A 14,635-nucleotide genomic window follows, 5' to 3' on the forward strand; every position below is an offset into this window, starting at 1 on the left:
CAATTGAAAAAGCGACAACTCTTGCTTAAGACTACTGGGTACTAGTAAAAAATAAGAGCGCTACCATTGTAATCAGATCTGTAGAGAATCGCGAAAAAGGAGTTGTACACTATGTTAGCAAGTTACCCTGCATTGTTTTATTACACCGATACAGACGGAAGCGAAGTGAAGTATTTTATTTCTTTTCCTGATTTTCCTGAGCAAGTCGGCACTCAAGGCTTAGACATCGCCGATGCTTTATTCATGGCATCCGATTGGCTCGGAATCGTTTTGGCAGATTGTATTGAAAATAATCGGGAGATTCCGCTCTCTACCCCCATTAATTGTTTATCACTGGAAGCGAACAATCCATTTATAGACGATTTAGATTTTGAATTCGATTACGATAAAGAAAAATCATTTCTATCGATGGTCCTTGTCGATGTTTCAGAATATTTAGAGAATCAAACCTTCGTCGAGAAAAAACTGGCGATTCCTCAATGGGCGGATAAACAAGGACGAACTATGCATTTAGATTTTTCAGAAATCCTCACTGACGCAATCCTAAAGAAAAAATGTAAAGACTGATTGCTTCTACGCCTCATCACTATGAGGTGTTTTTTACTACTCAGCCCGCTATTCTATACTAAAAAAGTGCGGCATTCTCTCACATGAAAAAGATACGAGAATGCCGCACGAAACGTTCAATTGTATTTATTTAGCGAGTGAACAGACCCAATCAATGTCTCTTTATTTCGCCAAACGATAGATAGCATCTGCATAGATCACCGCTGCGTTGAAGAGGTCATCCAAGCTCATGAATTCATTGGCTTGGTGCATGGTGTCAACATAGCCAGGGAACATTGCGCCATAAGCAACGCCGCGTTTCAAGAGACGGCCGTATGTGCCGCCACCGATGATTTGTTCAAAGCCTTTTTCACCGGTATGTTCTTCATAAACCGCCAATAAAGTTTCTACCAATGGATCATCTGCTGGTACGTAGTGAGGTTCCATGTTGCGGTCATTGCGGGTAACGGTTGCCCCTTCCATACCGACGGTGCGTTCCACACCGATTTCAAGTCCTTCCGCAGTTACCCCTTTAGGATAACGGAAGTTCAATGCGATAAAGTTGTCTGCTTGCGTTCCTGCTTGGTTCGCTTTAAAAGCAAACAAGCCAGCATTCATAGTCAATTTACCCATTTTTTCGTCTTCGTACGCCACACCTAATTTTTCACCGTAGAAATCTTCATGGACATAGGCTGCTGCTGCATGGATGAATTGTTTTGCGCCGCCGCCAAAGGCATAGTTATCTAAGAAGACTGCTAAGAAAGTCCCCGCATTGATTCCTGATTGTGGGCTGGCACCATGAGCACCTTTACCGACTAATTCGATCGTCACTTGTTCATTTTCTGTTTCAATCGTCCCCGTCACTGGATTGGCTTCAACGTAATCGAAAAAGGCTTTTTCGATTGCTAATGCTTCTTCTGTTGATGGAGCAATGAAGCTTGCTGTTGCCGTTCCTGGTACCATATTTTCTCGCAAGCCAGCAGTAAAGCTTTGCAGCGTGAAGTCTCCTTCATTGTTGCCTTGGAAATGGATCCCTAATGTCACATTTCCTTTTTCTCCATTAATGATTGGGAAATTGGCATCTGGTGAGAAGCCAAAATCAGGCTTTTCTTCATGCTCAAAGTAGTAATCCATATCTGCCCAGCCGCTTTCTTCATCAGAACCAACGACAAAACGGATTTTTTTCGATAATGGCAAGCCTAATTCTTTGATGATCTTCATCCCATAATAGGCAGCCATTGAAGGACCTTTATCATCAGAAGAACCACGAGCATAGATTTTGTTGTCATTGATGACTGGATCATAAGGATCGGTTGACCAGCCGTCACCTGCAGGAACAACATCCATGTGGCCGAAGATCCCTAATGTTTCGTCTCCTTCACCAAATTCGATGTGACCAGCGTAGTTATCGACGTTTTTGACTGTGAAGCCATCACGTTCGCCATAAGCTAGCATGTGTAGCAACGCATCACGAGGTCCAGGACCAAATGGCGCATCCGCAGTCGCTTTATCATCTTCTCTTTCACTTTTCACTTTCAATAGATCAATCAAGTCGTTCAGCAAATCGTCTTTGCGGGCTTCGACCTCTTTTTTCCAATCGATTGTCATAGTGTTCCCTCCATTTCTGTTCTCGCTATTTATGATAACACTCTTAAACCAAAAAAGGAAAAAAAATTGCGCCTTTTTCCATGGGTCTTTTCTATGAAATTTCTAGGAAACAGGTATAATAAATATAACTCGATTTTGATTAACGAAAGGAGTCATTGCATGGAGCAACTTGATTCTGCAATTTTATCCAAAGTGATCCAACAGCGCCCGACAAAAAGCCACAAAGGCACTTTTGGCCGAGCCGTTTTAGTAGGGGGCAACCGCCAATTCGGTGGGGCGATCTTAATGGCTGCGCAAGCCTGTGTGTATGGGGGAACTGGTTTGACCACCGTGATCTCCGATGGCGTCAACCGAACCGCCCTGCACGCCCGCTTGCCTGAAGCGATGTTTGTCGATTGGCAGCAAACAGAACTGATCGATACGGTCACCGAATCGGCAGACGTCCTACTGATTGGTCCTGGATTAGGCGAAGGAAAAAGCAATTTTGATCTGCTGCAGCGGATCGTTTCTGCCCAAAAAGAACACCAATGGTTGGTGATCGATGGTTCGGCGATCAATTTGGCTGCCAAATATCCGCTGATCATCCCCTTTCCTGAACAAGTCGTCTTCACGCCGCATCAGATGGAATGGCAACGGCTCAGCGGACTGGCAATTGCCGACCAGACAGAAGAAAACAACCAGCAAGCCCAACAAAAACTCGGAAGTCTGGTAGTCTTAAAAAGCCATCGCACACAAATTTACGGCAGCAGCATCGCCCAAAATCCCCTCGGAACACCCGCAATGGCGACTGGCGGCATGGGTGATACGCTGGCAGGCATGATCACCAGCTTTTTGGCACAGTTTGAAAAAACAGAGGAAACGATCCACGCGGCTGTCTATCTCCATAGCCTGATTGGCGAAGCATTGGCAAAAGAGCACTATGTCGTGTTGCCGACACAAATCAGTGCCGCATTGCCTCAATGGATGAAAAAGCACCAAGCATCCGATCCAGAATGATTTCTGATAAACCATTCATCAAAAAAACGTCCCTTTCTGTATTTGTCGAAGGGGACGTTTTTTTCAATGGTCAGCTAATTGTTAAAATAAACCACTCGCACTTCATACGGCGCCAAGGTTGCTGTTTGAGGGACTGCTTGATTGGTCTCTAAATCAACGACTTCTTTGATCAAGTGTAGTGTCTGCTCTTTCTCAGAAAAATTCATGATGAAAAAGTACGTTCGTTCTGGACTGATCCTGCCTTGAATCGAAACTGCAGGGTTGGCATGCGCGATCCTTTCCTCTGCCAAGGACAGCTCACGGACCAAAGAGGCATAAAACTGTTCGAAAAAGTCATAGTTGGTGCGAGCCGCCAGATAGTAGGCGGTGCCTGCACCAAAGGCATTTTTGGTGATCGCAGGTGTTCCTTGGTAAAAATCCGCTTGATACTCCCCTAGTACCTCCGCTGTTTCGGCTTCGATGATTGCAGAATAGTCCCGTGTTTCAAAGGGCTGTCCTTGAAAAACCACTTGATTGTGTTCAGTGTCAAAAAGAGTTTCTAGCTCCAGCACGTTGATGCCTAATAACCCTCGCAACGGCTGTGGCAAGCCCCCCAGATACAACAAGTCGGTTTCATTGACCATGCCGCTAAAGTAACTGGAAATCAAGGTACCACCGGCTTCCGTGTACTGGCAAAGTTTTGCCATCGTCTCTGATGTCATCAAGTAAAGCATTGGAGCAATCACCAACTGATAGTCAGAAAAATCTTGCTCTGGCGTCAAAATATCGACAGCGATGTCTTGTTCCCAGAAATAACGATAATGCTCCTGCAACGTTTGCGGATACCGTCTGGTTGGTCGACCAAACCCGCCGCCTCGCTTCAATGCCCAGTTGCTTTCCCAGTCAAAAAGGATCGCCACTGCTTTTTTTCTTGTGGTTCCTTGAATCTCTTTGATTTTTTCCAAGCGCTTGCCGTAAGCCGCAACTTCTTTGAAGACCCGATTCTCCGTGGAATCATCATGTCCCACGACTGCTCCATGGAATTTTTCTGAATTGCCGCGGGATTGGCGCCATTGAAAATACAAGGTACTATCTGAGCCGTGAGCGATCTGCTGCATGGCACTCAACTGATGGACACCAGGCTTTTTCGCTTTATTAAAGGAATGCCAGTTAACAAAACTCGGCGTGCATTCCATCACTAAAAAGGGCTGTTTCTTCAATGACCAGTACTGGTCATGCACATAGGCGGATTTCATCGCTGTCGCTGCCAAGGATTCAAAGTTGTTGTTCCAATCAGGGTAACTATCCCAGCTAACGATGTCCACATGACGAGCGAACTTGCTGTAATCAATGCCTTCCAAAGGAATAAAATCTTGGGTAGCATGTCCTTCCGCCATAAAATTCGTCGTCACAGGAATGTCCGGTGTCAGCTGACGGATCGGCGCACATTCATGCAAATAAAAATCGATCGTCCTATCTGTGACAAATCGTTTCCAATCAAGATCCATGCCATGCACTTTGTGTTCCCCTAAAGGTGAAGGCGGTAAAACCTGCGACCAATCGGAGTAAGTACCGCCCCAAAAAGAAGTCCACCAGGCATGATTCAACGTGGCTAAATCACCATATTTTTTTTGCAGCCAGCTGCGCCAGTTTTCCTGACAATAGGAGCAAAAGCATTCCCCAGAGTACTCATTGGAGATATGCCACATGGCTAATGCCGGATGCTTGCCGTAACGTTTTGCCAACTGCTGATTGATTTGCGTCACCTTTTCCCGATAGATCGGTGAAGAGTAACAGTGATTGTGGCGAAACCCATGGGTATGTTTTTGCCCTTGGGCGTTGGTCCGATTGACTTCGGGATACTTTTGGCTCAGCCATTGAGGACGCCCACCGCTAGGAGTGGCCAAAATGACTTTGCCGCCGATGTCATGGATCTGATCAAACACACGATCCAACCAGTCAAACTGATAAACGCCTTCTTGCGGCTCTAAGGCACTCCAAGCAAACACTCCTAATGTGACAGTGTTGACATGGGCTTGCTGCATATAAGCAAGATCCTTTTGCAAAATTTCTGGATAAGCCAGCCATTGATCGGGGTTGTAATCCCCGCCATGCATAAACTGCTGATTAAACAATTGATTGCTCATCATTCTACTCCTTTTTTGGCTTGTAACTGGTAGACAAATGATTGAAAATCGCCAGTGACTTGCGCTGTTCCATGGTTGACGGCATTAAACTGATAGGGTTTACGCAACCCTAATTGCCTTAACAGCTGACCAGAGACAGTTTCGCCATTGACCTGATACACCTGTTGGGCATTAAGAAAGGCTGCGGGCAAAAAGTCTTCCGCCGTCGGATTGGCTTGTGCCAACACGCGAAAGAAAGCAATCAAGGCTTCTTCGTTTTGCGGATCATACACTGCCCAAGTCGTTTCATTGGCATGGTCCAACTGCTGCAGCTGGTAAAAAGTGCCAAAGGTCAGCAATTGCCGCTGTTTTTTATAAAAGACGATTTGGGATTTGATCGCCTGCTTTTCGGTTTCAGACAAGTGAAAGAGATCGAGTTCATACCCCAAAGGCCCAAACATTGCGACGGTTTGCCGAAAGGCTAAAGACGTTGCCCGGCCGACTTGGTGGTTTGGTGCCGCCGACACGTGATTGCTGAAGGAGGACAAAGGATACCCTAACAACGTTCCGCTTTGGATGGCTAAACGTTCCACTGCATCACTATCATCACTAGGCCAAATCTGCGGACTGTAAAATAAGATCCCTAAATCGTATCTGCCCCCGCCGCCAGCACAGCCTTCGATCAAAAGGATCGGAAACGCAGCTAAGATTTTTTCATATAAGCGATAAAGACCTAAAATGTAGCGATGATAAAACTCCGTCTGAGAAATTCCCTGTTCCGCTAAATAGGGAGAGTAAGCTTCAGTGATATTGCGGTTCATATCCCATTTGATGTAATCCAGCTTGGTTTCAAGGATCACTTTTTGCATCGCTTCGAAAATCGCCTCAACCACTGCTGGATTGGCAAAATCCAACACGTATTGTCCGCGCCCCACAGAGATCCGCTCATAAGGATGCTTGACTACCCACTCAGGGTGCTCTTGGTACAACTGACTATCCGGCGAAACCATTTCTGGTTCAAACCAAATCCCCAGTTGCAGCTGCATGGCATGAATTTTCTCAGCAAAAGACCCGATTCCTTTTGGAAATTTGGCAGGGTCCGCCACCCAATCGCCTAATGAACTGCGATCGTCGTTGCGTTTTCCAAACCAACCATCATCCAGCACAAAGCACTCCATCCCTAACGCCTTGCTTTCTTGAGCTAAGGTCAACAGCTTTTCTTCATTAAAATCAAAATAAGTCGCTTCCCAGTTATTAAAGACGATCGGCCGCTGCCGCTTTTGCCAATAAGGAGCAATTACATGCTTTTCGATAAATTGGGCGGATTCTTGACTCAAGCCATTCAGACCAGCAGCGGTGAAGGTGAAGAGACATTCTGGGGCTTCAAAAGTTTCTCCTTGTGAAAGCTGCCAGCTGAAATGCTCAGGATGTATCCCCAACATCAATCGAACGTTGTCCCATTCATCCATTTCCGCTTGCGCCAAAAAGTTGCCCGAATAAATCAGGTTGGCACCATAGACGTGACCAGTGTCATTGGTGGCTTGCTGTTCTTTTAAGGCGACAAAAGGATTGTGCTGATGACCAGACGCTCCTTTTAACGAGCCGACACTGATCGTCCCTTGGGTCAAAGGGACCGTCTTGATATGCCGTTCTTTCAGCCATGCGCCTGAAAGATGCAGCAGTTCAAAATCGCGATTTTTCAGCTCCAAGACACCACTCAAAAAGCGCTGGATGGTTCTCGGCTTGCTCCCCCTATTGGTCAGTGTTTGCTGCCGCGTGATCGTTCCTGATCCTTTGAAGATCGTATAGGTGATTGCCATTTCCAGCTGTCGCTCTTGGTCTACTAATTCAAAGACGATGCTTTGGCTTTCATCGGCAGAAGCAAAGCTGGCTGGTTGTGCCAGCTTTCGTTCTTTGCCCTCAAAACAGTGAAAAGCTACAAGTTTAAAATCCACATAAAGAGGGGTTTCTTCCTCAAAAACCGACACTGCCCCTTCTCGAAAATCAGAAGTCCCATACGTTGGCAATTCTTGAAAACGGTCCGCCAAGGTAAAAAGATTGTCAGCTTCAAAAAACTTGACGGTTCCTGCCGATTTATTCTCTTTTTTCTCAAGGTACGCTTGATCAAATGGCGCCAGTGTGCCTAGAGATGGCCCAAAATAGACATGACCCAGTTGCTGATTTGGTAACACATTTATGATATAACTGATTTTTTCATTGTATAAGTGAAAGAGTTGTTCATTCCTAATTTCTATCATTGCTATCCTCAATTTTCCCCATTTTTTTCATTTGTCCCTGCTCGTTGACAAGCTGCTTCAAGATAACGCAAGCGTTTTTTGACGCCGCGATTGAAAAAGAATTTGTAAAACAGCGCCGCCAGCATAAAACTGTAGGTTGTTTTCTGCTGCTCAAAATGGCTTTGTTCCGAATACGTGACTTGCAGCTTCCCTTTTCGTCCTGGAGCAAAACTGTACCGTTGATCGATCACTCCTTCTTCATGGGTCGTACGAAGCCACAGCTCATCCGCGGCAATTTTTTTGACCGTCATGACGGCAGGTACCAACCGCGGGGCGGTTTTGGTTTGGATCATCGTTTCAATACGGCAGCCTTCCCCGAACGGTTCTTGGGCTTGTTTGGCTAGAAAAAATTTCTCTTGTTCCGCCAATAACACACGGGAAAAGTCCGTAGGTATCGTATTCATTTGATAACTGCAAGACAATGTATCGGTTCTCATCACAAATTCCTTTCTAAAGGGTGCGCGTATTGCATTCCTTTCCGTTTCTGGGCTTATCTTTCTTCTACCCTTTGATTGATCGTTTCAGATGCCGCTTGTTCATTTGATGCCGCTTCTGCTTTTTCTTCTTTCAAGTACCCGCGATCCATTACGATCAAGAATGGCACCCAAATCAAGGTCATTACGGCAACCGTCACTAACTGTAAGATTGCGCCGGCAACAGAACCCGTGCCTAACCAACCAGATAAGAAAACAGGGGTCGTCCAAACCACCGTTGCTCCAATTGGTCGTGGCACTAAGCCTGCGGCGATCGCAAAGTAAGAGATCGTCGTACTGGCTAATGGCGCTAAGATCCATGGGACAAAAGCGATCGGATTCAAGACGATCGGCAAACCAAAGGTCATCGGTTCAGATACGTTGAAAACAGATGGAGCGATCACCGTCTTCATTAATTTTTTCATCCGAATCGAACGAGCGATAAAGAAGGCCATTGTAATCGAGATCCCCAGCTGCATTCCTTGATTGACGAACACGCCCATAAACGTAGTGTTAATGATATGGGGCAGTTGTTCAGCCCCTGCTTTGTAGGCTTCATAGTTTTCGATCGCTAACGCATTCATGATTGGATCGATCACCGCATTGACCACTAGTGTTCCGTGAATCCCAAACCACCAGAAGAATTGGGTGAACAAGACGGCGATCAGTACTGCTGGCAACGTACCGCCTAAGCCCATTAATGGTTTTTGCAAAATCTCATAAACGAAATCAACGGCATTGCCCCATGAAGTAAAGGTGAACAAGTAGCGAATCAAATTGAAAAGGAACAACGGTGCCGCACCAGGAATGATGGCGACAAATGATTCTGCGATCATTGGCGGAACCGAATCTGGCATTTTGATCGTCAGCCCAGCCGCACTGATTTTGCAATAGATCTGCGTAGCGATAATGGCCGTGATGATTCCGACAAACATTCCCTCAGCCCCTAATTTCGACAAGGGGATCACTGTACCTAACTCTTCGGATGAGCCAAAAGGCAGCAGCATCAAAAACGAAGACAGTGAGATGGCACCCGCAAATAATTTGGCTTGTCCATACTTGCCAGCCAATTGATAGCCGATCCCAAAAACAACGAAAATAGCGGTGATACTCATGGTCGCATTTCCGATAGGACCAAAAAAGTCGTTTAGAAACGTGATGAATCCCTCTGGAAGTTTTTCCGAGAGTCCGAAAGTAGCAGGCAGATTTTGAATAATAATCATAATTGACGCAAACATTGTTGCAGGAAAAGCGACCATAAACCCATCACGAAGACTTAACAAGTATTTGTTGTTGGCAATGATCTGAGCAAAAGGCACCATCTTTTCGGCTAATTTATCAATAAACTTCATTTCGTTTTCTCCTTTATTTTTAACTGTAAACGTTTACTACAATCAGTATAGTTGTTTAGTTAATGTTTACACAACCCCTAAAATAAAAAAAGATCAGACGTCACTGATCTTTTTTGGCAATCGATTCTCTAATGATCAATTCACTGCCACAAACGACGCGAACCGGCATCGTCCGCACCCCAAGGATTTTATTTTTCGCTAATTCGACACTCATCTGCCCCATCTCTTCGGCTTTCATCTTAACGGAGGACAATGCGGGCGTCATAAATTGCGCCATTTCGATATCATCAAAACTAACGACCGACACATCTTTAGGAATCGATAGCCCCGCTTCAGCGAGTGCCTTGTAAACCCCGACAGCCATAGGATCGCTGGCAACGACGATCGCTGTGGGGCGAGGATTCATTTGCGCGATCTGTTGACCAAAATGCAACCCAGTCTCTGGTGACCATTTCCCCTGCAGCACGGTTGTGAACTTTTCCAATTTATTGAGCAGCATCCATTGGCGGTAGTTTTCTGCTCGAATCTCATGTTCATCGTAAACGACTTCGCCAGAAATCGTCACTCGGCTGGCAACACCACCCACAAAGGCGATATTCTCATGGCCCTTCTCTTTTAACATCGTGAGGATCTGGTGGGTCTTTTGGGCAAAATCGGTTTGGATGCAATCGTAGCCGGGTGCTTCACTATAATTATCCACCAGGATAATATTGGCATTTTGCTGACTGATCTCTGCCAAAGCATCGCTAGTCATCTCTCCAATAATAATGACTGCGCCATACTTCGCCAATTGTGCCAAATCTTTTTGAGGCTCCCGCATGGAAAAGGCCCGAATCGTTTTTAAGCGCCACTTCGCCGCTTCTTTTTCGATCCCATTGCGGATCATCATAAAATACGGATCGTTTCTTTCCGACTCTCGATCGTGGCGGGTAATGATGGCAATCGTGTTTTGGTCGCCGACTTCACGGGAATGGGGTTGATTTTTTTCTTTTGAATAATTCATTTGGTTGGCGATCTCAATGACTCGCTGACGCGTGTGTTCATTGATACTGAAGGTTTCATCATTGTTAAGGATTCTAGAAACACTTGCTACCGACACCCCGGCTAATTTCGCGATATCTCTCATACTTGCCATAGCTGCACCTCATCTGTTTACTGTTTACTAAATTTACATTCAGCATAGGCATAATTTTTGACCCTGTCAACCTTCTTTTCACAAAAAAACCGAAACTCCTTAGCTTTTCACTAAGGAAGTTTCGGGATACCCGTTTGTTTTCTATTTGAGCGCTTGGTCACAGAGCAAGACATTGACCAAATACAAGGTGCTGATTCCTAAGACCAATAAGTAGACTGGACCAAACAGCAAAAAGGTCAAGACAAGCGTCACCGTTGCTAAAAGATGTGCCAATACTCGTTTGGGTGAACGAGCAAACTGATAATAACTATAAAACAATGAGCTGGGCTGCTGCGGATAGGTGTGAAGCAGCCTCGTTTGATAAAGTAAGACCAAGCAAAACAAGCCAAAGGTGAACGCTAACGCGTAACTAGCAATCTGAAACAGCGGGTGCTGCAAACGGCTAAAGATAAAGCTGTCCGCCAAAAGCAGCAGGAAGAATAGACTGAGCAAACGGTCTTGCCCTTTTCTTGTTGTCCACTGCTGATGAAATGCCTGCTGAAAACGAGCTTTGCTGCTTGCCTCCAAGCCATCGTTACGCAGTTCCGTCAACGTTTCGATCAATGCTCGACTAGCGGTGGTACTCGTGATCAAAGGCAAGGAATACAACAGCAACATGCCTTGTAAAACCAGTAAATGCGGAAGCCAGTTGATGCCAGTCAATAGCGCTTGGTTTAAGCGTTGCGGGGTAACTTTTGTTCTCATCCTTTGGAACCTCCCGTCAGATCCATTCCCTCAATAAAGTAACGTTGAGCGAGGAAGAACAGCAAGATCGTCGGCAATAGCACAAGCGTTGCTCCTGCCATCAAGTAGTTCCACTGGGTCGTTGATTGGTTTTGGAAAACTTGCAGGCCAATCTGCAGCGTGTACTTTTCTTGGTTTTGAATATACAGTAATGGTCCTAAGAAATCATTCCACGCCCCATTGAAGGAGTTGATGGCAATCGTGATCAGCGCGGGTTTCGTCAATGGGATCATTAGATGGCTCCAAATATAAAGATGATTGGCGCCATCGATCTTAGCGGCTTCGATCAATTCATTGTTGACGGACAAGTAAAACTGCCGCATCAAGAAAATGTTAAAGGCGTTGCCGAAAAACGCTGGAACGATCAGCGGCAGATAGGTGCCGACCCAGCCGATTTTGGAAAACAAAACATATTGCGGGATCATCGTCACAAAGCCAGGAATCATCATCGTAGACAAGACGAGGGCAAAGATCAGATTTTTTCCTGGAAAGGCCAATTTTGCAAACCCATAAGCAATGAAGGAATTTGATAAGACATTCCCGAAGACCACTAAGACGGTAATGAATAACGTATTTTTTGCATACTGCCAAAATGGAAAGGCGTTGATAGTCTCCAAATAATTGCCAAGATTGATTTCTTCTGGGAAAAAGGTCGGCGGGTAGCGCACGATCTCCTCCATCGGTTTCAATGACGTAAAGACCATCCACAGCAACGGAATCAGCAGCACGATCCCGATGATCGACATCACCACATAGCTGATGATTTTTTTGACTCGCTGTTGGCTTGATTTGCTTCGTGTTTTTGTCGTCATTTCCATTAGCTGCCACCTCCGGTATAGTGAACCCAGCGTGGTGCCAGCTTGAGATTGATAAAGGTCAAGACTAAGACGATCAAGAACAAGATCATCGACATGGCCATCGCATAGCCCATATCAAAGGCGACGAAGGCTTTGTTCCACATATGCAAATTATAGAAGAGCAGCGAATTTGCAGGACCGCCGGTACCATTTTTGGTCATCACGTATGCTTCTTGGAAAATTTGAAAAGAACCGATCGTTGAAGTAATCACATCATAGAAGATGATTGGCGTGATCAAAGGGATCGTAATATTTTTGAATTTCGCCCAAACTCCCGCCCCATCGATCTCAGCCGATTCATACAGCGTCGGTGAAATATTTTGCAAGGTAGCTAGATACAAGAGCATCGCGCCCCCCGAACTCCAAATCTTCATCAAAATCAACGCTGGTTTCGTCCATTCGGGATCAAACAGCCATGCTGGACCTTTGATATTGAACCAGCTCAAGAAGGTATTGATCAATCCTGCGGAAGGAGATAATAATTGCATCCATAAGACGTAGACGGCAACCCCTGAAAGGATCGCTGGTAAGTAAAAGGTGGTTCGGAAAAAACTGATTCCGCGGATTTTTTGATTCAATAAAGTGGCTAGGAAGACACTGAACAACGTGGTTAAGGGAACATTGAAGAGTACAAAATACGCCGTGTTATAGAGAGATTTCCAAAACAGGGTATCTTGCGTAAACATGCGGGTAAAGTTCTTAAAGCCGATAAAATTCATTTTCGACGTCAGATTGTAATCGGTAAAGCTTCCTACGAAGGAAAACAGCATGGGCCCTAACATAAACACCACGAACCCAAGCAAAAATGGTGCTACGAAGAAGTAGCCCCAAAGAGCTTCTTGCCGTTTACTTTTTGAACGCTTCTTTGGCATTCCTTCCACTCCATTCTATTTTTACTCATTGTTTGTTCAAGAAAACATGTCCGCTTCGCAAAGCAGAAAGCAAAGCCCAGTCCGCTAACCGACTGGACTTTCCTTCTTTTTTAAAAACGCTCGTTTTGAAGTTTATTTGTTTTGCTCAACAAGATCTTCCACCGCTTTTTGCGCATCTGCCAACCCTTCAGCCGGTGTTTTGCTGCCGAGCATGATTTGGTCGATCTGTTCATTGACAAGACTGCTGAAGTCAGGCGCTGTCAACGGCACAGGCGTGATCACCGTATTGGCAAAGTTTTCATCCGCCATTTGGTAGATCATTTGGCCGTTTTCATCTAGATTGTCGTTGTTGACCAAGTTTTCGTTGGCTGTCCGATTCGCCATGATATCAAAGCTCTTCTCACCAAATTTCTCTTGAACTTCTGGTGTCGACAAGTATTTGATAAACTCATAGGACGCTTCAGGATCTTTGGCACCGTATGGCACTTCTAGGACGAACCCGCCGCCCCATGACCAGTGACCAGAGCCGCTTTCTTTTTCAGGAATTTGAATGACCCCAAATTCAAAGTCATCTGGTGCATTTTCCGCCAAACTTGAGTAGTAGTTGATGTTTTGCGCACGCATCGCCACTAATCCAGAAATGAATGGATCGGCAACCCCTGAACCAAATTCAGCTTCTAAGCGATTGATGGTATCTTGACCATAATACTCTTGCCAGTCTAAGATCCATTCCAACGCTTCCACTTTGTTGTCTGTATCGATTTTGACGTTCTCATCCTTGTCAAACCAGCTGACGCCATCGTCGGCATTCAACGCCCACACGTCAGCGCCTAAATTCCACAATGGGTAAAAGCCGGGTAAAAGCCGATTCGCTCAAAATCATCACCGTTTTTGACATCTAATTTACGAGCAACTGTTTCTAACTCCTCCCACGTTTGTGGCAGTTGCTCTTCACTGATACCAGCCTCTTTAAAGAGTGTCTTATTGTAGAAAATCACTTGCGTATCTGTATTGAATGGAACGGCATAGGCATCCCCTTCGTACTCCACCGTATCCCATAATTGCGGATAAAATTCATCAGAAAAGCCCTCTTCGATATACTCGCTTAAATTCGTTGCTTGCTGCGCTTCTGCCCGCTGAGCAACAGAATTGATATCTTGTACAATAACATCAGGCGGATTGCCAGCAGTGATCGACGACAGTGATTTTGTCCAAATATCGCCCCAAGGCTGGTAGCTGTATTTGACCTCGATTTTATCTTGTGACGCATTAAAATCATCAATAATTTCTTCAATTACTTCTTGTCTTGCACCAGACCCCCAGAAGGACCAAAAGTCCAACGTCGTTTTGCCATCTGCTGACTCATTCCCCGAGGAATCAGCGGTTTCACTGTTGCCGCATCCTGCCGCCAGTACACCAACTGAAAAAAGCAAAGTCCCCATATAAAATAACTTTCTCATTTAACCTAACCTACTTTCATTTATTTTTAATGTACTATTTAAAAGCTATCACTACTTCTTCTTTTCAGCAAATAAAAAGCATCGTGATTCGAATAAAAAAATAACGTTTTTACTGTTTATCGACAAGAAGAGCGTTTTCTTTGAAAATATA

General features: G+C 45.2%; 11 protein-coding genes and 1 pseudogene. 2 read left to right on the plus strand and 10 right to left on the minus strand.

The window, feature by feature from the left end:
- Positions 1-111 precede the first annotated feature (111 nt).
- Complete coding sequence (locus A5883_RS10430) at positions 112-567, plus strand: type II toxin-antitoxin system HicB family antitoxin (RefSeq protein WP_016608275.1); 456 nt, start codon at positions 112-114, stop codon at positions 565-567.
- Between the two features lie 162 nt (positions 568-729).
- Here the strand turns inward: A5883_RS10430 and pepV are convergent, their stop codons facing one another.
- Positions 730-2,154, minus strand: coding sequence for a dipeptidase PepV (gene pepV, locus A5883_RS10435; RefSeq protein WP_005225493.1), 1,425 nt, complete (start codon positions 2,152-2,154; stop codon positions 730-732).
- 159 nt (positions 2,155-2,313) lie between these two features.
- Between pepV and A5883_RS10440 the strand changes: the two genes are divergently transcribed.
- Positions 2,314-3,150, plus strand: a complete 837-nt coding sequence (locus A5883_RS10440) for an NAD(P)H-hydrate dehydratase (protein ID WP_086292014.1) — start codon at positions 2,314-2,316, stop codon at positions 3,148-3,150.
- 74 nt (positions 3,151-3,224) lie between these two features.
- Here A5883_RS10440 and A5883_RS10445 read toward each other — a convergent pair whose 3' ends face one another.
- The 9 genes and pseudogenes from A5883_RS10445 to A5883_RS10485 all read right to left on the minus strand — a co-directional run bounded on the left by A5883_RS10445 (position 3,225) and on the right by A5883_RS10485 (position 14,484).
- Positions 3,225-5,279, minus strand: a complete 2,055-nt coding sequence (locus tag A5883_RS10445) for a beta-galactosidase (RefSeq protein WP_086338489.1) — start codon at positions 5,277-5,279, stop codon at positions 3,225-3,227.
- Complete coding sequence (locus A5883_RS10450; protein WP_086338490.1) at positions 5,276-7,513, minus strand: alpha-galactosidase; 2,238 nt, start codon at positions 7,511-7,513, stop codon at positions 5,276-5,278. The genes A5883_RS10445 and A5883_RS10450 overlap by 4 nt, the downstream gene beginning before the upstream one ends.
- Before the next feature lie 8 nt (positions 7,514-7,521).
- Positions 7,522-7,989 carry a hypothetical protein gene (locus A5883_RS10455; RefSeq protein WP_086338491.1) on the minus strand — a complete coding sequence of 156 codons (468 nt, stop codon included), beginning with the start codon at positions 7,987-7,989 and terminating at the stop codon, positions 7,522-7,524.
- 53 nt (positions 7,990-8,042) lie between these two features.
- Complete coding sequence (locus tag A5883_RS10460) at positions 8,043-9,377, minus strand: PTS sugar transporter subunit IIC (RefSeq protein WP_086338492.1); 1,335 nt, start codon at positions 9,375-9,377, stop codon at positions 8,043-8,045.
- A gap of 100 nt (positions 9,378-9,477) precedes the next feature.
- On the minus strand, positions 9,478-10,512 hold the full coding sequence (locus tag A5883_RS10465; RefSeq protein WP_086338493.1) for a LacI family DNA-binding transcriptional regulator: 1,035 nt from the start codon (positions 10,510-10,512) through the stop codon (positions 9,478-9,480).
- A gap of 141 nt (positions 10,513-10,653) precedes the next feature.
- Entirely contained in the window at positions 10,654-11,256 is a 603-nt protein-coding gene (locus tag A5883_RS10470; protein ID WP_086338494.1) for a hypothetical protein, read from the minus strand.
- Positions 11,253-12,113, minus strand: coding sequence for a carbohydrate ABC transporter permease (locus A5883_RS10475; protein WP_005225484.1), 861 nt, complete (start codon positions 12,111-12,113; stop codon positions 11,253-11,255). Before A5883_RS10475 ends, A5883_RS10470 begins: the two co-directional genes overlap by 4 nt.
- A complete protein-coding gene (locus A5883_RS10480) occupies positions 12,113-13,024 on the minus strand; it encodes a carbohydrate ABC transporter permease (RefSeq protein ID WP_005234717.1) in 912 nt (303 codons plus the stop codon). The genes A5883_RS10475 and A5883_RS10480 overlap by 1 nt, the downstream gene beginning before the upstream one ends.
- Positions 13,025-13,156: 132 nt before the next feature.
- Positions 13,157-14,484: pseudogene (locus A5883_RS10485) on the minus strand (ABC transporter substrate-binding protein).
- Positions 14,485-14,635 lie beyond the last annotated feature (151 nt).

The sequence above is a fragment of the Enterococcus sp. 5B3_DIV0040 genome, assembly GCF_002140755.1.
Lineage (GTDB): Bacteria > Bacillota > Bacilli > Lactobacillales > Enterococcaceae > Enterococcus_D > Enterococcus_D casseliflavus.